This window comes from Campylobacter sp. BCW_6463, from assembly GCF_001762785.1.
Lineage (GTDB): Bacteria > Campylobacterota > Campylobacteria > Campylobacterales > Campylobacteraceae > Campylobacter_D > Campylobacter_D jejuni.
The window spans coordinates 74,194-93,481 of sequence record NZ_MJXL01000056.1 but is presented as its reverse complement, the minus strand read 5'-3'; the positions used below and the strand labels follow the sequence as shown (position 1 = coordinate 93,481).

Sequence of the window (19,288 nt, the reverse complement as noted above, 5' to 3'; positions counted from 1 at the left end):
TATTTTTCCTTTGAAAATTTTAATTTTGTTATTTAATCCAAATAAGTATTAAATTTGAATTAATTTTCAAGTTTGAAATTTTCAATCTCATTAAAATTTAAATATCTATAGATATTTGCCTTATGCTCATCACTTAGTTTTTCGCTGACAATTTGTAAGTATTCTTCCTTGCTTGGAATTTTACCCAAAATCGCACAAACTGCCGCAAGTTCTGCACTGCCTAAATATACTTTAGCACCCATTCCCATACGGTTGTCAAAATTTCTTGTAGAAGTTGAGAAAACTACAGCTCCATCATTTACTCTAGCTTGATTACCCATACATAAAGAACAACCAGGAACTTCTATTCTAGCACCTGCTGCACCAAAGATGCTGTAATAACCTTCATTGGTAAGTTGTGCTTTATCCATTTTTGTTGGAGGCACTACCCAAAGTCTGGTTTTAAGTATGCCTTTATCTTTTAAAATTTCTCCCAAAGCTCTATAATGTCCTATATTTGTCATACAAGAACCTACAAAAACTTCATCTATATTTTTTGGACGCTTATCATCGGCTAAAATTTCACTTAAGGTTGCTACATCATCAGGGTCATTTGGACAAGCTAGGATTGGCTCTTTAATGTCATTAAGGTTAATATCTATAATATAAGCGTATTTTGCATCTTTATCTGCTCTTAAAAGAGTAGGGTTTTTAAGCCATTCTCTCATTTTTTCAGCCCTTCTAGCAAGGGTAGCTTTATTCTCATATCCTGCTTCTATCATAGCTTCAATTAAAGAAATATTGGATTTGATATATTCGCTTACACTTTCTATGCTTAAATCCACACTACAAGCAGCTGCAGATCTTTCAGCACTTGCATCACTAAGTTCAAAAGCTTGTTCGACTTTTAAGTTTGGCAAGCCTTCTATTTCTAAAATTTTTCCTGCAAAAATATTTTTCTTATTTTTCTTTTCAACGGTAAGTTGTCCTTGTTTGATTGCGTAATAAGGTATAGCATTAACCAAATCTCTTAAGGTAACTCCAGCTTGTAATTCCCCGCTAAAACGCACTAAAACACTTTCAGGGACATTTAAAGGCATAGAACCAGTAACTGCAGCAAAAGCCACAAGTCCACTTCCCGCAGGGAAAGAAATTCCTATAGGAAAGCGTGTGTGAGAATCCCCACCCGTTCCTACGGTATCTGGCAATACAAAACGATTAAGCCAAGAGTGAATAACCCCATCACCTGGTTTTAAACTTACCCCACCACGACTTGTCATGAAATTGGGCAAGGTTTTATGTAAATTTGAATCGCTTACTTTTGGATAAGCAGCTGTATGGCAAAAGCTTTGCATCACAAAGTCTGCATTAAAACCTAGGCTTGCAAGTTCTTTAATTTCATCTCTAGTCATAGGACCTGTGGTATCTTGAGAGCCTACAGTTAAAGTTATAGGTTCTATATACATACCTGGACGCACGCCTTCAACTCCACAGGCACGACCTAGCATTTTTTGAGCCAAGGTATAACCACCGCTTGAAGATTTAGGTTGTTCAGGTTTGGTAAAGATATTTTCACTTTCCATTCCTAAAAATTCTCTAGCCTTAGTACAAAGCCCGCGACCTATGATAAGTGGGATTCTTCCTCCTGCTCTAACTTCATCTAAGAGAGTGTTTGGACTGAGTGTAAATTCTGCAATTGTAGAGCCATTTTTTATGATTTTTCCCTCATAAGGATGAATTTCAAACTCATCGCCCATTTCTAAGTTTGTTACATCACAGATAATAGGTAAAGCCCCGCTATCTTGAGCAGTGTTAAAGAAAATCGGTGCTATAGTTGAACCCATTACTATACCACCGCTATGCTTGTTTGGCACACCTTCTATTTCTTTTCCTAAATGCCATTGTATAGAATTTATTGCTGATTTTCTACTTGAACCTGTTCCTACAACATCACCTACATAAACTACTTCGCGACCGCTTTTTTTAAGCTCTTTGATTTTTTCTAAGGATCCTGCTTGTCTTACCTTTAGCATGGCATTTGCATGCAAAGGAATATCGCTTCTTGTAAAAGCATCTCCTGCAGGGCTTAGATCGTCGGTATTTGTTTCACCTGCTACTTTGAAAACTATACATTTAATCACTTGAGGTAATTTTTCTTTTTTGTTAAACCAGTCCGCATTTGCCCAGCTTTGTAAAACTTCCTTAGCGTGTGGATTGTTTTTGCTAAGTTCAGCTATGGTATGAAAATTATCATGAACAAAAATAATATTTTTCAACACTTCTGCAGAATCTTTGGCTATGTTTTCATCTTTTAAGGCATCAATTAAAACTTTAACATTATATCCGCCTAGCATAGTTCCAAGCATTCTTAAGGCTCTTTTTTTGTCTATATTTGGAGCGCTGATTTTGCCTTTAAGTATAGAATCTAAAAATTCACATTTTACTAAAGCTGCATCATCAACACCAGGATTTACTCTATTTTCTAAAAGATTTGCAAGCTCTTCATTATTTTCATTTTCAAGTAGTTTACAAAGTTCTTTAGTTTGATTTGCATTTAAAGGAAGGGGTGGTATACCCAAAGCGGCTCTTTCTTCAACAAGTTTATTGTATTCTTGCATAAAAGACATTTTCTACTCCTTAAATATTTTTTATTATAATTGTAGCTCTTTGAAGGATAAAAAATGTTTAAAGTTTATTATAAAATGCCTTTATGTTACCTATCTTTACATAGTGATGGAAAATTTTTAACTAGAGTCGATTTTTGTGATAATAAAAGATCAGAAAAAAATTGTAGTTTGCTTGACTTAGCAAAATATGAACTTGATTTATATTTTACTCATAAGCTTAGAAAATTTAGCATTCCTGTTTTGATACAAGGTACAGATTTTGAATCAAAGGTTTATAAGGCTTTAATGAAAATTCCTTATGGTAAAATAGCTACTTATAAAGATATAGCAGAAAAAATTAATCATCCAAAAGCTTTTAGAGCTGTCGGAAATGCAAATTCTAAAAATCAAATTCCTATTTTTATACCTTGTCATAGAGTTATTGCAAGCAATGGCATAGGAGGATATAATGGAGGGCTTGAAATAAAAAGATTTTTGCTTGAAAATGAAGGAGTGAATTTAAAATAAGCTTGGGGTTTGATTTTCTTTGTTTTCAAATTCTTGTTCAAAAATATCATAATTTTCAAGAATTAAACAATATTTAAAATTTTTTAATTTTCTTAAATCTGAAAGCTGATTATAGGAAAAATCACAAAATAAAGAATTTTTAGAAGCAATTTTAAAGTCTTTTATGTTTTTAAATTTTTCTTTCCAGAATTCAAAGGTATTTTGGTTGTTGCTTACAATAAACGCTTGAGAGCTTGAACCAAAAGGAGTGATTTCAAATTTATCATCAATAAAATAAATTTTAAAATCATCAATCTTATTAAAGTCAAATATTATTTTTTGATTTTTTTCTTTTAAAAAAGAAATAATTTTTGCAAAACTATTTGCGTAAAAAAAAGGTAAATTAAGATTTTTAAAATATAAATTTTCACAAATCAAAGTTGTAAAAAAAAAGCTAGATCGCGATAATAAAGTAAAATTAGCATCTTTTAGACTATGAGAATAGGCACAAAGTTTATTTAAGTAATTTTCTTCACAGTAGCAAAAAATTTCACCCTTTTTTGCTTTGATTAGTTTTTCAAAATCAGCAAAAATATTTCCTTTTAAAATGTTAAAATAAAAAGCCTTGCAAAGACTTAGTTCGTAAGATTTAAAAAGTAAAAATTCACATTCTTTATCTTCACAAAAAAAGCGTAAAAATCTTACAAGAGCTTGTTCTAGATTTTCTACTCTAAAGTAAAAAATGTCTTTATCTTCAATAGTAATGTCATTTTCTGTAATTATAGCATAAGCGCCTTTTTTTACAGCTTGGGTAATTTCTTTTTTATCGTTATTAAAGAAGGCAAAGCCTGCTTTAAGTTCGTTTAAATTTATGGCAAAACCTTCCACGCTTAAAACGCTACCTTCATGAACGAGTGTCGCGTTTAAAAGTTCACCTAAATTGCTAATTTGCATATTTTAGCCTACTAAAGAACCGTTTTGCACAAGTTGTTCAGGGGTGATTAAAACAAGTTTATCTCCGCTTTTTGCAGAAAGTATCATACCATCGCTTTCATGTCCAAAAATTTTAGCTTTTTTAAGATTACTTATAACACATACTTGTTTACCGATTAAATCACTGGCTTTATAGTATTTTGCTATGCCTGAGAGTACTTGACGGATCTCTTTATTGTCAAGTTCGAGTTGAAATTTTAAAAGTTTTTCACTCCCTTCTATATTTTGACAATCAAGTACCTTAGCAACTTTGATTTCAATTTTTGCAAAATCATCGATTTTTATTTTAGGACTTTCTTCTTTTTTAGGTTCTTCTTTAATTTCTTGTTTTAAAAGAGCTTTTTCTACTTTTGGAAATAAAGCTTCACAAGGATTTGCTTTAAAATCTAAAAGTTTATTATCAAGTATCATTTTTGCGTAATTTGCAGACGAAATTTCAAAATTTAAAGCCAAAGCTACTTTTTGACAAGATTTTGGTAGAGCAGGGCTTAGCAAAAGACTTGTTTTAGCTAAAATATTTGCACAAAGTGCTACTAAAGCATTAGCTTGTTCGTGTTTGTTTTCTTTGATTAAATTCCAAGGTTCGTATTTGCTAATGGCTAAATTTGCCACACTTAAGGCTTTAAAAAGTTCTTCTAAATAACGATTACACTGTAAGTTTTCTAAAAATTCTACCGCTAAATTTAAGTGTTCTTTTACTTGATTTAATTCAGCATTGTAAAATTTTAAAACACTTTCTTTTGAAATATTTCCTTGAGAATATTTTGTACTCATACCTATAATGCGATTAAGTAAATTTCCAAATTCATTGCTTAGTTCAGCATTGATACGATTTATCAGCATATTTTCGCTAAAATCCCCATCATTACCAAAAGGTACTTCTCTAAGCAAGAAATACCTAAAAGCTTCGCTTCCATAAGCATCAACTATTTCTTTAGGTTTTACAACATTGCCTTTAGATTTGCTCATTTTTTCACCTTCTTTAGTCCACCAGCCATGTGCACCTATAAATTTTGGCAAAGGCAAATCCACGCTCATTAAAAAAGCTGGCCAATAAATGGCATGAAAACGCAAGATATCTTTTCCTACTAAATGCACATGCGCAGGCCAAAATTTAGCATTTTCTCCCTTGCTTTGAAAATCAAGCGAACTTATATAGATAAAAAGTGCATCAAGCCATACATAAATAATATGTTTATCATCATTAATTTCTTGAGGCAGTTTAATCCCCCAATCAAAACTTGTTCTTGTAATAGAAAGATCTTTAAGGCCGCTTTGGACAAAATTTATAAGTTCGTTTTTTTTGTTTTTTGGTAGGATGGGATCTTTTTCTTCATACCATTGTAAAATTTTATCTTGATATTTTGAAAGTTTGAAAAAATAGCTTTCCTCTTTTAAAATTCTAGTTTGTTTGCCACAATCCGGACAAGAACAATCATTGATAAGCTGACTTTGAGTAAAAAAGCTTTCACAAGAAATACAATAGTGTCCTTCGTATTCATCTTTATAAATATCACCTTTTTGCCACATTTTTAAAAACATAGCTTTAACAAATTCAATATGTCTTGTATCAGTTGTTCTTGCGTAAATATCATAGGTGATTTCAAATTCATCCCATAATTTTTTAAATTCAAAACTGATTTTATCAGCATATTCTTGAGGAGTGGAATTTCTTAGTTTGGCAGCTTCTTCGATTTTTTGTCCATGCTCATCTGTTCCTGTTAGAAATCTTGTTTCATGTCCTTGCAAACGATAAAATCTTGCTAAAGTATCGGCTATGATGGTAGTATAAGCATGACCTAAATGAGGTACATCATTTACATAATAAATTGGTGTTGTAATATAACGCATTTTTTTCCTTTAAAAGTCAAATCCGCCTTCGGTTTTACCCTTAGACATACTATTATAGACTGCATCAACATAATTTTTTCTAGTTTGGCAGTTAAAAATTTCATTGCAATTATAACAAGAGTTTAGGTTTTTTGAGTTTTGACATGAAAGTAAAATTTCTTTCTTTTTATCCATATCAAGTTCAAATTCATCTCTAATCTCACTCATTGTAAGCCTTTAAAAGTTTTGAAATTTCATATTCTGAGCCAAAAAAACAAGGAGTTGTAGCATGGATTTTATCAAATTCAAGTTCAAGTAAGGAGTGATTTTTTCCATTTGTGGTTTTTCCGCCTGCTTTTTCTATAATAAAGGCTAAAGGAAAGACTTCAAAAAAAGCACGAAGTTTGCCATTAGGCGCATCTTGTGTTGCAGGATAACTAAAAATCCCACCCCCTTTTAATAAAATTTGATTGATATCGCTTACCATAGCCCCAGAATATCTTAAGCGATATCCTTCATCAAAAAGACTTTTGACAAATTTAGCGTGTTTTTCTTCCCAAAATTTTTGCGTTCCGCCTGTAGCATTAATTTTGCCTTTTTCATTCATTTTAAGATCTTTTATAAAAATAAATTCATTATTTGCATTTAGGCGATAAAGTTTTGGTTGATCTTTGCAAATCACAAGTTCTAAGCGCGCTCCATACATACTATAAAGTGCAGCTCTTAAATTTTTGGCATTTGCTTTTTCTTCATAGATGGCAAAAATAGAACCTATAGCAAAATTAACATCCATTAAGCTAGAACCATCTAAAGGATCATAAGCTACGATAAAATTTGCTTTTTTATTAAGCGTTAAAATTTCGTCTTTTTCTTCACTTATGATGGCTTTAATGCTTGAACATTGACTTAGGGTTTTTGTGATGATTTCATCGCTTAAAACATCAAATTTGAGTTGGGTATCGCCTGTAAAATTTTGATTTTGACTGTAGCTTGTATCGGGAAATTTTAAAGCGTTAGAAATTTCTAAAACAGCTTTTTGTATATAAGAAATCACTTCTTGCATTTTATAATTCTCCTTGTAAATTTTTAGCATTTTTAAGTATATATTGACAAATAGCTTGTATATCGTTTAAATCAAGCCAAGTAAGATAAGGGTGAGAAATTTTTTCATAGCTTGCAATGGCGTTTGAAAAAGTAAAATAACTTTCATCAATTTCTTTGCAAAATACGCTAATGCGTGGTAAATCAAGAGTTTTCAATCCTTCAACCAAACAAATGTCAAAATCAGGGCTTAATTTTAAAGCTTTTAAAATATCTCTATTTTCATGAGAAAAAAAAGTTGTTCTTGTAGGGCTTAAAACCATGACTTCAGCTCCGCTTTGAAAAAATTTAAAACTATCTTTACCGTTAAAATCAAATTGAGATTTATCGGCAGGATCATGTTTAATGATTAAAACTTTTAAATTTTGTTGCAAAAAATTATCAGCTATTTTGGTGATGAGTGTAGTTTTTCCTGAATTTGAAGGCCCGCTAAAAGCTATGATAAGTTGTTTCATAAAATATACTCTTAATTTTTTTTGTAAAATTATATCTTTTTAAACCAAAAAATAGGGTTAAAAGGCTACAATAATACTAAAAAATATGGAAAAAGAATGAAAATTTATAGTGTAATTTTAGGTACTTTTTTGCTTGGAGCTTGTTCTTTAAAAGATCAGGCGATTGTGGATACAAATTTAAAATCTCAAACTTTAATGTTTACTCAAAAATACAAAATCACACAAGATAAGATTAATGCCATTATAACCATGTCTTATTTAAACCCAATTCTAGACAAGATAAGTAAAGATGATGTATTGGCCTTGTCTTTTACTCCAAATACATTAAAAATTCAAAATTTAGAAGTTTTTATCAATAATAAAAAAGCCAATATTGAAAAACTGGATGATGAGTATTTAAAATATATAATACAAAATAACTATACTGATTATTTTAAAGTATCTCTTCCTAGTGTCAAGGAAGAGACTAGGCTTGTAGCTAAGATTTGTTTAGATCATTTGCCTTGTTTTGAATTAAATTTTCAAAAATATCCGAAATCTTTATACTATCGTTCAGAAGATGTCGATACACAATATAATTAGCTAGAACTTTTTTTCCGTAAATTCGGCTTTCTTGATAAGGAACTAGCTCCATAGACAAGAAAGGCTCAAATTTGCCCGTCTTAAACATATCATTTCTTGCAAGCATACGGTTAGTAAATCCTATACCACCATTATAAGCATAAGCGACAAAAAGTGGAGATTTTAAACGTGATTCAAGGTAATTTAGATGATAGTTTCCAAAGTAATATGCTATTTCAGGTTTAAACATAAAATCTTGATCGAAATTTGGAATTTTTAATTCTTTTTCCCCTATGTGATTGGCTAAAAATGGCATAAATTGCATCATGCCTAAAGCATAAGAAACTGAAATAGCAGTTGGAATAAAACGACTTTCTTGTCTGGCAATAGCCAAAATTAAAGCTTGTCTTGTTTTATTATAGTCTTTTATATTGTCATAATAAGGCATTATAAAATAATGTTTTTTAAAATTATTTTTGCGTTCTAATATGTAAGCATAAATAGGCAAGGTTTCTTGTGTGTCAAATTCTTTTGCCAAGACATCTAGTTGACTTGCATTAGCATCGCGAATTTGTTTGTTTATTTTTTGCCAAGCAAAAGGATCTTGCATATTAAAATTATTTTTTTTCTTGCTTGGATTAAGGCTTTCTATCTTTGGAAAAGGTGTGTTAGTAAGTTCTTTTGCGTAAAGACTATAAATATTTAAAGAAGAACTTTGCGATAAAGTTTTTAAATCTTCTTCATTGTTTTTAATCAACCATATCCAAAATATAGCATTGTCTTTATTGCTTTGCGATTTAAAACTTTGAGCCGCCTTTTTAAAAAAGTCATAAGCAAGCTCTGTTTTATCATAAGTTAAGGCATTGACTCCTAAATAGAAAGCAGAATCTTCACTTACATTTTCAGGATTTATTTCTAGCATAGAATGTCTAAATTTTGGATTTTCTTTTTTAATAATAATATTTTGTGCAAAATCTTTAAAACCAATGTGGTTTGGTAGTTTATTGACTAAACTTGTATTTAAATCTAAGTCGTATTTTTTAGAATAATTATAAAGTTTAAAAAAACCATTAATATCTTCTTTTTGTGCTATATAGCTCATAGGATCAGAAGTATTAAAAGCTAGCAATAAATTTGTCAAATCAGGTCTTTGATTTTTAAAGGTTTGAGCTAAAGTAGTTCGGTCTTTGGAATTTAAACTTGCTATAAAAACTAATGAATTTAAGCGCACACTTTGACAAGTTAAATTTGCATCTAAGATAGTATTTGCTGTATAGGTATAGCATTTAGCATATTTTGGGTTGATATAAGGCTTTAAAGGAATGATTTTTTCAAGTTCGGATTTAATTTTTCCTATATAGCGAAAAATATGAGAATTTAAATCCTGTGCATCTTTTTTACTGATTTTATTTTTTTCTAAAAGCCTATAAATATAATAATCCTTAGCAAGTGAATTTTCTTCTTTTTTGAGTTTTTCTATGCTATATTGTGTAGCATTTAAACTTGAAAAAATAAATAAAAAAATGAGTATTTTTTTTATCACAATATACTCCTTAAGATATTCCCAAGAAAAATACCAAGAAACTGCAATGCTAAGACTATAATCAAAGGTGCAAGATCAATATTACCAATGCGTGTTGGAATTTTTCTAACTAAGGCGTAAGCAGGATAACTTAATTTATATAAAATTTGCACTATGGGATTATAAGGATCAGGGTTTACCCAGCTTAAAAGTGCTGTGATGATAATAATCCAAGTATAAATGTTAATGACAATTTGTAGTACTTGAAAAATAGAAATAATAAAAGAGTCTATAACCATAGTTAAATCCTTGCTAATTCGTGAATAAAATTTTTAATATAAGGATAAAGATCGCTAAGCTCAGGTCCGTGAATATTTCCTGTTAAAATTATCCTTAAAGGCATGAAAAATTTTTTACCTTTTAAGTCGCTTTTGCTTAAAAGTTCATTTTTAAAATCTTCATAGTTTTCAAAAAGTTCAATATCTTTTAAGAGTTCTTTTAAAATTTTACATTCTACTTCAAACTCGCCAAAGTCTTTTGTGCTAAAAATAGCTCGCATTTTTTCTTTAAGTTCTTTTATGGTGCTTGCTTCTTGAGTGTAAAATTTAGTAAGTTGTGCAAGATCTTTGTTTAAATCTAAAATTTTATTAAGCTCATCATCTTTGATCATTTTGATATGTTCACGATTGATTTGTAAGAGTTTTTTAAGATCAAATCTTGCGGGAGCTTTTGAAACTTTAGAAATATCAAACCATTTTATAGCTTCTTCTAAGGTAAAAATTTCACAAGGAGTTTTATTGCCTAGCATGATCAGATAATTTGCGATTGCACTAGGTAAAATTCCACTTTCAAGTAGCCATTTTACAGAAGAATGTGCTTCTCTTTTGCTCATTTTAACACCTTCTTCGTTTAAAATGATAGGCAAGTGCGCATAAGTTATGGCTTTATTATAGTCTAAACTTGCGCGGATATGTTCTTGTTTTGGAGTGTTTGAAACATGATCTTCTCCGCGTATAATACAAGTAACATTTTCAAGCATATCATCAACCGCACAAGCAAAATTATAAGTTGGAGTTTTATCCGTTCTCATAATCACAAAAGAGTCTATGTTTTCAGGTTTAAAACTTAATTCACCTTTGATAAAATCTGTAAATTTCATAGTGTGAGTAGGTTTTTTAAGACGGATAACAAAGGGTTTTTCACATTCTAAAACATTGATATCGGCTAGTTTTTCACAAGTGCCATCGTAGCGATAAGCTTTACCTTGTTTTTTAGCTAGCTCTTTTTTTGCTTCAAGTTCTTCTTCAGTACAAAAACAAGCAAAAGCTTTTTTTTCACTTACAAGTTTTAAAGCCATTTGGCGATGGAATTTTAAATTTTCACTTTGTATATAGTAATGCTGCCATGAAATACCAAAAAGATTTAAAATTTCTTTGATTTCTTCTTCTTTTCCTGCTATATTTCTAGCCTTATCAGTATCTTCAATACGTAAGATAAAATCCATATTTTTTTGTCTTGCACAGATATAGTTAAAAATTGCTGCGCGTAAATTTCCTATGTGCATATCACCTGTGGGAGAAGGTGCAAAACGGTACATTTTATAGCCTTTAAAATTATTTAAAAGTTTATTATAACAGAAAAATTTATACGGATATTTAATTTTACTTGGTTATAATACTTTTATGATATTTTTAATTTTTTCTTTCATTGTATTATTGATTTTTGGCTTAGCAAATGTTTATATTTATAAAAGATTAATCAAGAAAATTACTCTTTTCAAGTATTTTTATAAAATTTTTGCTTTTATTTTTATTGTGCTTTTTTTAGCCCAAGCTGTGTTTTTAATATTTCGTAGAGATGAATATTTAAGTGATACTTGGTATGAAATTTTAGCCATGCTTTATGCGCCGACTTATTGTTTGTTTTTTATGACTTTAGCTTGGGATTTTATTAAATTGATTTTAGCTCTTATGGGTAAAAGAGATAAAAAATATAATCTTATTTTGCGTTTGATTTTTGAGCTTTCTCTTATAGTTTTAAGTGTGTTTTTAATTTATATAAGTATAAATAATGCTCTAAAAACACCTGAAGTAAAGAGTGTTGATGTTGAAATACCAAATCTTAAACAAGATTTAAAAATTGTCATGCTTACTGATATACATTTGGGTAAAAATTTGCATGAAAATTTTTTAGATAAGCTCATCACTAAAGTGAATTTGCAAAGTCCTGATATGGTTGTAATAGTAGGAGATCTGATTGATACTAATCCTAAAGATTTAAAAAATTACATCTCAAAACTTAATGATTTTAATTCCACTTATGGAACTTTTTATGCCTTGGGAAATCATGAGTATTATCATGGTATCAATAAAGTTTTGGATTTACTTAGAAAACATACTAATATGAAAATTTTAGTCAATCAAAATTTAGATTTAGGTTTTATAAATATTGCTGGACTTGGAGATTTAGCCGGACTTGATAAGGGTTTATATGCTCCTGATTTAGCAAGAATAAAAGTGGATTTAAATACAAGTAAAGCTAGTATTTTACTCACACATCAACCCAAAACAGCTTTGCTTTATGATTTAAGTGATTTTGACCTTGTTTTAAGTGGGCATACGCATGGAGGGCAAATTTTCCCTTTTATGTTTTTAGTTAAACTTCAGCAAGGTTTTGTTCATGGGCTTTATGATTTAGGAGAAAAAACTAAGCTTTATGTGAGTAGTGGAGCAGGATTTTGGGGGCCAAGTCTTAGAGTTTTTGCTCCGAGTGAAATAGTGATTTTAAATTTAAAAGGAAAAAAATGAGTTTTTCAAAAGAAAGTTCGAGGCTTTTTGGTTTTGTAGCGGGGATTAAATTTCCCAAAATGATACAAAAAGTTATTAATGAAAATTATGTTAAGTATTTTAATATCGATATGAGTGAATTTAAAGATCCTTGTGAATACGAGAGTTTAAATGCTCTTTTTACAAGAACTTTGCAAATTCCAAGGAAACTTGAAGAAGGTTTTATCAGTCCAAGTGATGGTAAAATTTTAGAGTGTGGAAGTACTTTTTTAGCAAATGAAGAACATTTTGCTTTTTCTATAAAAGGACATGCTTATAGCGTTGAGGAGCTTTTAAAAGATAGCTTTGAAAAAGATGAACTTAAAAATGGGCTTGATTATGTCAATATTTATCTTTCTCCAAAAGATTATCATCGTTATCACAGCCCTTGTGATATGCAAATTTTAAGTGCAACTTACACAAGTGGAGTGCTTTATAGCGTAAATGAAAAACATTTAGAACGCATTAGTAATTTATATGTAAAAAATGAAAGAGTGAGTTTAAAATGTCAAAATGAAAAAGGTATTTTTTGGCTTGTTTTTGTAGGAGCGCAAAATGTAGGAAAAATGCGTTTTAATTTTGATGCAAGCATACAAACCAATGCTAAAATTTCTCATAATTTTACTAGAAAATATGAAAATTTAAATTTCAAAAAAGGCGGAGAACTAGGAAATTTTGAGCTAGGTTCTACTATAGTTTTAATCTCTCAAAAAGGACTTTTAACTTTTAATTTAAAAGTAGGGCAGGGTATTAAATTTGGAGAAAAAATAGCGGATTAGTTTTTAGGAGTTTTATTTGCCATTTGATAGATAAAGGCAAAAACTTCAGCTACAGCTTTATACATATTAGGTGGAATTTCATCACCTAAGTCAAGCTTGCTTAAAATTTCTATTAAATCTTCATCTTCTTTAATAGGAACTCCGTGTTCCTTGGCTAAAGAAATAATTTTAGCAGCACTTTCGCCTTTGCCACTTGCAAGCACTTTTGGTGCAGAGTTTTTTTCTTTTTGATAGCCTAGAGCTACAGCTTTTTTAATCGATCTTTTGATTTTGCTCATACTTTTTTATCCATACCCATTTCAAGATCTAAATTTTTCATATTTCTAGTATCAAATTTACTTCTTATGATATCACCTACAAAGAAATTTGCACTTAAAAGTCCTGCTTTATTGATATTTCTTTTAAGCTCATGGGCATTTTCATAGATGGTTTTTCTAAATTCAATATTTTCTGCCATAATATTAATATCTATATATTTTTCATTATTTAAAGAAATAAGAATTTCCAAATCCCCAAGTTTTGCAAATTCGAGTTTAATCTGAGCAAAAAATTTGTCCTTTTTTCCGCGTCTAAACATAATTTTAGAATCATTTAAATCATCCCAAGAAAAAGGCAGATAAGTATTGATAGAATCATTAGCTAAAGACATAAGCTGATTGATTTCAATTTGCGCTAAAAGACGATTAGCTTGATTGTATACAGCTTCATTGCCTTCATTTTTAGCTAAATTTGAAATTTGCAAAAGTGTTGATTTTACATCATGATGTAAAGATTCAGCTATATCTTGTTCTGTTTTTGGTTTAATTTGCGCTAGATCTTTGATAGAAAGATTGAGTTTGTGTTCGAGATTTTTAAGTTCTGCTTGATTAAGCTTGGCATTTTGAGTATAGGGTTCAAGTTCTTTTAAGCTTTCATTAAGTCTACGAGAAAGATTGCTTAAATTTTTACTTAAATCTTGCACTTGTTCTAGATCTAAATTTTCTACATTAAATGCTAAATTTTTTACAATATTTTGTTTTATAAATTCCTGATTTTTAAAAATATTTTGCATAGTTTGGTTATTGTTAGATTGAATATTTTGAGAATTATTTAAATTTTGCATATTGTTTGTGTTAGGATTATTTGTATTGATTGAAGTTTTGTTTTCTGTTTTTGTTTCATAAAATTTTGGATTTTCTTTGATATTTTCTTTTGATTTTTCTTGTTTTTCATCTTTAATTTTTTCTTGGTTTGGAGTAGAATTTTTTATATCATTGTCTGGATTATTTTCTGTTTCATTGTTTTGAATATCATTTTTTGTATCTTGGGTATCTTCTTCGTGGGTTTTTATATCAGAATCTAATTTTGAATCTTGCTTGGTATCATCTGTGAGATTTTCTTCTTTTGATGCTTTTATATGTTTTTCTTCATCTTGGTTTTTTGTGTTATGATTAAGTTTTTCTTCTTTGATATTTTCTTTGTTACTTAAAAGATTTTCTAAAATATTTTCTTTATCTTGTATTTTAGAAGCTTGATTGCCTAGTATATTTTTTAAAGTATTTTCAAGTTTTTCAAAGGCGGTAGCAGTTTGCTTAAGGATGTTTGGATCTTTTATCATTAAATTTTCTGGCTTATTAAGAGCTTTGAAAAAATCATTTTTGATGGAATTTAATTCTTTTAAAATTTTATTAGCCATAGGGGTGATTTTTTCTTGAGCATGACTGGGATTTTTACTTATATAATTTTTAAAATTTTCCAATTTAGAACTTAAATTTAAAAGTGCTTTAAAAGAACTTTGATTTAAAATTTGCTTATTTTCATTTTTGCTAGAATTAATAATATTTTTTAATTCTTTTAAAGTTTCTTTTGGGTTTAAATTTGCATTTGCAAGTTGGGCTATCTGAATACTTAGTTTTTCACTACTAAGACCTTTGATTGTACTTAAAAGAGAGTGAAAACTTTTGGGCAGCAATTCTTCGTTTAGGGCATCTTTTAATTTAGCTTCTAAAAATACGCCTGAATTTTTAAACAAAGGAGCTAAGTTGTTGTTTTTTATTTCACTGGCAGGTTTTAAAATTTGATTTAATCTGTCTAAAACTTGTGTAAAAGTATCGCTTTTTGCAAGTTCTGTGCTTAAAGTTTTTAATTCATTAGCAAAATTAGGAGCTAAATTTAAATTTTTTCCTTGTTTAAGCACAGGGGAATCGGGGTTTTTTTGAGCATTGATTTGATCTAAAAGTTTATTAACAAGTTCTTTTAATTTGGTGCCTGTTTCATTTTGAACAAATTTTGCTAGTATTTCTTCACTGCTAGCGTCCTTGCTTAAACCTAAATTTTGCTTTAAAGCTTGCGCAAGTGCTTCTTTTGGATTGTCCTTTAAATTTGTTTTATCTTTTGAAGTAGAGTTATCTACTTTTAAATCATTTTTTTGCGTATTGGCAATTTGACTTGCTAGTTGAGTATTAATCATCAAATATCACCATATTTCCAGGCTTTTTCTTAAATTTTTTATTTAAAATATTTGGTTTATTGATAGCAAAAAGAATTAAAAATGCTAAAGAAACTATATAAAACCATATAAAACCTTTGATTTCAAAGTATTGCATTAAAAAACCTAAAATTAAAGGGCCAAACAAAGAGCCCAAAGAATAGCAAAAAAGAACTCCACGACCTAACTCTACGCCTTTATTTTTGCTTACTAAAACATCATTTGCTCTAGCAAGTGCTAAAGCATATAAACAAAATATTCCTATACCAAGAGTAATTCCTAAAAAATATTGCATATACAAATGAAGTTTAAAAAAGATAAATATAAGCATAGTGATAAATCCTATGCTTGCGCAAGTGATAATGGCAAATTTGCGACCAAGTTTATCTGAAATAGTTCCTATGATGGTTTGTGCAATAAAACCACCTAAAACCCCACAAAATATAAAATAAGAAACCGCTTTTGTATCAAAACCTTGCAAAAGTATAAATAAAGATGCCATAGAAAAAAAGCCATTTATAAGCATTCCGGCTATAAAGCTTGTGACGATAGCTAAAGGAGCTATATCAAAAATTTTAGGTATAGAAATAGGACTTGATGCGGGCAAAACAGGTTCTTTGATTTTAATTAGATTTAAAGGTAAAGATGAAAGTAAAATTAAAGTTGCACTGAGGATAAATACACTATGTTTGCTTAAATTTAACGCTATGATTAAAACTCCAATACCAAATGCAAGATAAAAAACAATTTCATAAAAACCTAAAATTCTAGATCGAATGGCATTTTTGCTTTTTTCATTAAGCCATGATTCTATGACCATTAAAAGACCATAGTAGCAAATTCCTATGAAAAATCTTAAAACAGCCCAAAAAATAAGATTTTCGCTTACTGTATGAAGCATAGCTGAAATTCCAAAAATAGCCCCAAATAGCCCAAAAGAGCGTATATGACCTATACGAGAAATAATTTTATGAGCACTGATGGTTCCAACAAGAGCGCCTATAAAAAAACAAGAACTTACTACTCCAACAGCTAAAGAACTTTCTCCGTTTTCTTTTAATATAACACCTATAGAGCTTACTATCAAGGCATTACCTGCAAATAAAAATGCCATACCAGCAAAAAGTGCTGTCATTGATTTAATAATTTTTTTTGGACTCATACTTTTTTATATATAAAATAAAAATAAACACACAAACTAGCAAGGATGAAATTCCACAAATATAAGCAAAGATATCTAATTTATCTTGGCGATGTAAAAATAAAAATCCAGCAACCAATATTACATAAGCCATCAATTTAAAGAGAGTAAAAAACATAGTAAAAAAATGGATTTTCTCTTTAATATTTGGCTTTAAATCGTCTTTTAGAACTTTAAAATGAATAATTTTTGATAAATTTTGTTTTTTTTTGATAAAAAGCGATGAAATGAAATTAAAATCTTTTTCATAATTTTTTGATTTTTTTATAATGACTTTTTTATAATTTAAATAAGAAGCAAAAATAATCAATAAAACACTAAAAAAAGCTATTTCATAGCTTAAAAATGTGTCTAATTTAAAATGATTTAACGATAAAAATATGATCCAAAAAAATAAATGAATAATGGCAAAAATACAAAATAGAGCTTTTTTATGTTCCATTATTTGTTCTTTTCTTTTTGAATTTTTTCTTTGATCAACTCATCTCTTTCTTTAAATTCTTCATAGCTTTTTACTTGAACTTTATAAGCTTTATAAACATTAAGTATAGCAGCACTGATCCCCCAAAAAACTCCAAGCCAAAAAAGCCAAGGATAAGGAGTAAATTTTTTAAGCAAATATCCTATTCCCACACCTATAAATACAGCAATAACCATAGAGATACCAAGACTTAAACCATCCGCAGCTTCAAGAGTTTTGCGAATGATTTTTTGTCTTTTGCTGTTGGAATTTTCTAAGTGATTTTTTTCTTCTTTTAAAATATTGCTCATATTCTTTTAAAGCTTTCCCTAACAGCCTCTAATGTTGTATCTATAATTTTATCATCCATTTTTGAACATATAAAGCCTGTTTCAAATTGAGAAGGCGCTAAATAAACTCCATTTTCAAGCATATTTTTGTGAAATTTTGAAAATAATGCTAGATCAGATTTTAATGCATCTTGGTAGTTTGATACAGGATTTTTGGTGAAAAAGTATCCAAACATAGAACCTACATGACAAACTTGTAGCGGAAGTCCTTTTTCATCTGCTAATTTTTTCATTCCTTGGGTAAGTTTTTTTGCTAATTTTCCAAGCTTGTCATAAAGCTTGATTTTCTTTTTGGCTTTTGTAAGACTTGCTATACCTGCAGCCATTGCCAAAGGATTTCCACTTAAAGTTCCTGCTTGATAGACTCCACCCAAAGGACTTAAAATATCCATAATTTGAGCTCTAGAAGCAAATGCTGCTGCAGGTAGACCGCCTCCTATTACTTTGCCAAAAGTAATTATATCTGCTTGGATATGATTGATTCCATAGGAACCAAGGTAAGATGCTCTATATCCACTCATTACTTCATCAAAAATCAGCAGAGTTTGATTGTTTTTACAGATCTTAGCAAGTTCTTCTAAAAAATCTTGTTTAGCTGGAACTAACCCCATATTTCCAGCAATAGGCTCAATGATAACACATGCAATATCTTTATTTTTTTCAAAAAGCTCTTTAACGCTATTTATATCATTATATTTTGCTACTAAAGTGTGTTTAGCTACATCTTCTAAAACACCCAAGGAGCTAGGAGAGTTAAAAGTAGCAGCACCACTTCCTGCACTCACCAATAATGAATCAGAATGCCCGTGATAACATCCTTCAAATTTTAAAATTTTATCTTTTTTAGTAAAGCCACGGGCAAGACGAATAGCACTCATGGTTGCTTCTGTTCCACTACTTACAAAGCGGATTTTTTCTAAATGAGGAAAATCAGATAAAACAAGTTTGGCAAGTTCAGTTTCTAATAAAGTCGGAGCTCCAAAACTTGAACCTTTATGAAGTGCTTTTTGACAAGCTTTTTGTATATCTTTATCGCAATGTCCAAAAAGTAAAGGCCCCCAGCTTTGAACATAGTCTATATAAGAATTTCCATCTATATCGAAAATATAAGCACCTTTTCCATGGGAAATAAATTTTGGCTCACTTTGAACATTTGCAAAAGCACGAACTGGAGAATTTACACCACCTGCGATGAATTTACACGCTTCTTTAAAAGCTTTTTTGTTTGTCATTTTTCTTCCTTGCTAAATTGCTTGATGTAATTATATAAAGTTACAATTTCATCATTTGTTAAAGAGTAATTTGGCATGATTGATTTTGCGTCTTTACTCTGATTAAGAGAATTTTTAAAATTCTCAAAACTAAGATTTTGTATACTTGGAACTTTATAAGCTGTTTTAATACCATTTTTCATATAATATCCTAAAATTTGTTCGCTTCCATCTGCTCCATGACATTCTTTACAACTAATACCCCTTGGATTTTCATAAAGCATTTTAGAGTATTCTTTAAGAGTGATAAAATCAGCACCAAAAAGACTAATATTAAATAAAAAAAACATTAAAACAATTTTCAAAGTTTCACCTTGTTAATGAAGTTTTAATATGATACAATTTTTACTTTAAAAAAGTGATTAAATTTATAGAAGGAAA

At 29.6% G+C, this 19,288-nt stretch carries 20 protein-coding genes; 4 read left to right on the top strand and 16 right to left on the bottom strand.

The genetic code is table 11. The features are described 5' to 3' along the window. Nucleotides 1–59: 59 nt before the first annotated feature. On the bottom strand, nt 60–2,606 hold the full coding sequence (locus tag AJ884_RS06670) for a bifunctional aconitate hydratase 2/2-methylisocitrate dehydratase (protein WP_070278581.1): 2,547 nt from the start codon (nt 2,604–2,606) through the stop codon (nt 60–62). 54 nt (nt 2,607–2,660) lie between these two features. On the opposite strand from AJ884_RS06670, the gene AJ884_RS06665 reads away from it, so the two are divergent. After that, nucleotides 2,661–3,113, top strand: coding sequence for a methylated-DNA--[protein]-cysteine S-methyltransferase (locus AJ884_RS06665; RefSeq protein ID WP_002856786.1), 453 nt, complete (start codon nt 2,661–2,663; stop codon nt 3,111–3,113). Here the strand turns inward: AJ884_RS06665 and AJ884_RS06660 are convergent. The 5 genes from AJ884_RS06660 to mobB are packed head-to-tail and all read right to left on the bottom strand — an operon-like array spanning nt 3,105 to nt 7,471. Further along, complete coding sequence (locus AJ884_RS06660; protein ID WP_002861477.1) at nt 3,105–4,046, bottom strand: hypothetical protein; 942 nt, start codon at nt 4,044–4,046, stop codon at nt 3,105–3,107. The two genes, AJ884_RS06665 and AJ884_RS06660, sit on opposite strands and share 9 nt — an antisense overlap. Nucleotides 4,047–4,049: 3 nt before the next feature. Next, on the bottom strand, nt 4,050–5,936 hold the full coding sequence (gene metG / locus AJ884_RS06655) for a methionine--tRNA ligase (RefSeq protein WP_070233330.1): 1,887 nt from the start codon (nt 5,934–5,936) through the stop codon (nt 4,050–4,052). 9 nt (nt 5,937–5,945) lie between these two features. After that, nucleotides 5,946–6,143 carry a hypothetical protein gene (locus tag AJ884_RS06650; RefSeq protein WP_070248169.1) on the bottom strand — a complete coding sequence of 66 codons (198 nt, stop codon included), beginning with the start codon at nt 6,141–6,143 and terminating at the stop codon, nt 5,946–5,948. Continuing rightward, a complete protein-coding gene (locus AJ884_RS06645) occupies nt 6,136–6,978 on the bottom strand; it encodes a class 1 fructose-bisphosphatase (protein WP_002861480.1) in 843 nt (280 codons plus the stop codon). Before AJ884_RS06645 ends, AJ884_RS06650 begins: the two co-directional genes overlap by 8 nt. Nucleotide 6,979: 1 nt before the next feature. After that, complete coding sequence (gene mobB, locus AJ884_RS06640) at nt 6,980–7,471, bottom strand: molybdopterin-guanine dinucleotide biosynthesis protein B (protein ID WP_070233331.1); 492 nt, start codon at nt 7,469–7,471, stop codon at nt 6,980–6,982. Nucleotides 7,472–7,567: 96 nt separating this feature from the next. Here mobB and AJ884_RS06635 point away from each other — a divergent pair, with 96 nt between their 5' ends. After that, entirely contained in the window at nt 7,568–8,053 is a 486-nt protein-coding gene (locus tag AJ884_RS06635) for a hypothetical protein (protein ID WP_070276264.1), read from the top strand. Here the strand turns inward: AJ884_RS06635 and AJ884_RS06630 are convergent. Genes AJ884_RS06630 through gltX form a run of 3 tightly spaced genes read right to left on the bottom strand, consistent with a single transcriptional unit; the run spans nt 7,950 to nt 11,151 of the window. Continuing rightward, entirely contained in the window at nt 7,950–9,575 is a 1,626-nt protein-coding gene (locus AJ884_RS06630) for a lytic transglycosylase domain-containing protein (protein WP_079860123.1), read from the bottom strand. The genes AJ884_RS06635 and AJ884_RS06630 overlap by 104 nt on opposite strands. Next, the gene (locus AJ884_RS06625; protein ID WP_002852501.1) at nt 9,572–9,853 is read right to left on the bottom strand and encodes a YggT family protein; all 282 of its coding nucleotides are present in this window, start codon (nt 9,851–9,853) and stop codon (nt 9,572–9,574) included. Before AJ884_RS06625 ends, AJ884_RS06630 begins: the two co-directional genes overlap by 4 nt. Nucleotides 9,854–9,855: 2 nt before the next feature. Continuing rightward, nucleotides 9,856–11,151, bottom strand: coding sequence for a glutamate--tRNA ligase (gene gltX / locus AJ884_RS06620; protein ID WP_070286513.1), 1,296 nt, complete (start codon nt 11,149–11,151; stop codon nt 9,856–9,858). Nucleotides 11,152–11,236: 85 nt separating this feature from the next. Here gltX and AJ884_RS06615 point away from each other — a divergent pair, with 85 nt between their 5' ends. Continuing rightward, nucleotides 11,237–12,361, top strand: a complete 1,125-nt coding sequence (locus tag AJ884_RS06615) for a metallophosphoesterase (protein ID WP_070233334.1) — start codon at nt 11,237–11,239, stop codon at nt 12,359–12,361. After that, entirely contained in the window at nt 12,358–13,158 is an 801-nt protein-coding gene (locus AJ884_RS06610) for a phosphatidylserine decarboxylase (RefSeq protein WP_070286512.1), read from the top strand. Before AJ884_RS06615 ends, AJ884_RS06610 begins: the two co-directional genes overlap by 4 nt. Here AJ884_RS06610 and AJ884_RS06605 read toward each other — a convergent pair. Genes AJ884_RS06605 through AJ884_RS06575 form a run of 7 tightly spaced genes read right to left on the bottom strand, consistent with a single transcriptional unit; the run spans nt 13,155 to nt 19,212 of the window. Beyond that, the gene (locus AJ884_RS06605) at nt 13,155–13,436 is read right to left on the bottom strand and encodes a FlhB-like flagellar biosynthesis protein (RefSeq protein WP_002852641.1); all 282 of its coding nucleotides are present in this window, start codon (nt 13,434–13,436) and stop codon (nt 13,155–13,157) included. The genes AJ884_RS06610 and AJ884_RS06605 overlap by 4 nt on opposite strands. After that, nucleotides 13,433–15,607 (bottom strand): flagellar hook-length control protein FliK, encoded by a 2,175-nt coding sequence (locus AJ884_RS06600; RefSeq protein WP_070278579.1) that lies wholly within the window; start codon nt 15,605–15,607, stop codon nt 13,433–13,435. The genes AJ884_RS06605 and AJ884_RS06600 overlap by 4 nt, the downstream gene beginning before the upstream one ends. Then, nucleotides 15,600–16,787: an MFS transporter gene (locus AJ884_RS06595; protein WP_070233337.1), complete on the bottom strand. Its 1,188-nt coding sequence runs from the start codon at nt 16,785–16,787 to the stop codon at nt 15,600–15,602. Before AJ884_RS06595 ends, AJ884_RS06600 begins: the two co-directional genes overlap by 8 nt. Continuing rightward, nucleotides 16,765–17,268, bottom strand: a complete 504-nt coding sequence (locus tag AJ884_RS06590) for a hypothetical protein (protein ID WP_070233338.1) — start codon at nt 17,266–17,268, stop codon at nt 16,765–16,767. Before AJ884_RS06590 ends, AJ884_RS06595 begins: the two co-directional genes overlap by 23 nt. Further along, nucleotides 17,268–17,597, bottom strand: a complete 330-nt coding sequence (locus AJ884_RS06585) for an AtpZ/AtpI family protein (RefSeq protein WP_044780763.1) — start codon at nt 17,595–17,597, stop codon at nt 17,268–17,270. The genes AJ884_RS06590 and AJ884_RS06585 overlap by 1 nt, the downstream gene beginning before the upstream one ends. Then, nucleotides 17,594–18,868 carry a glutamate-1-semialdehyde 2,1-aminomutase gene (gene hemL, locus AJ884_RS06580; protein ID WP_070233339.1) on the bottom strand — a complete coding sequence of 425 codons (1,275 nt, stop codon included), beginning with the start codon at nt 18,866–18,868 and terminating at the stop codon, nt 17,594–17,596. Before hemL ends, AJ884_RS06585 begins: the two co-directional genes overlap by 4 nt. After that, nucleotides 18,865–19,212, bottom strand: coding sequence for a c-type cytochrome (locus tag AJ884_RS06575; protein WP_070210085.1), 348 nt, complete (start codon nt 19,210–19,212; stop codon nt 18,865–18,867). The genes hemL and AJ884_RS06575 overlap by 4 nt, the downstream gene beginning before the upstream one ends. Nucleotides 19,213–19,288 lie beyond the last annotated feature (76 nt).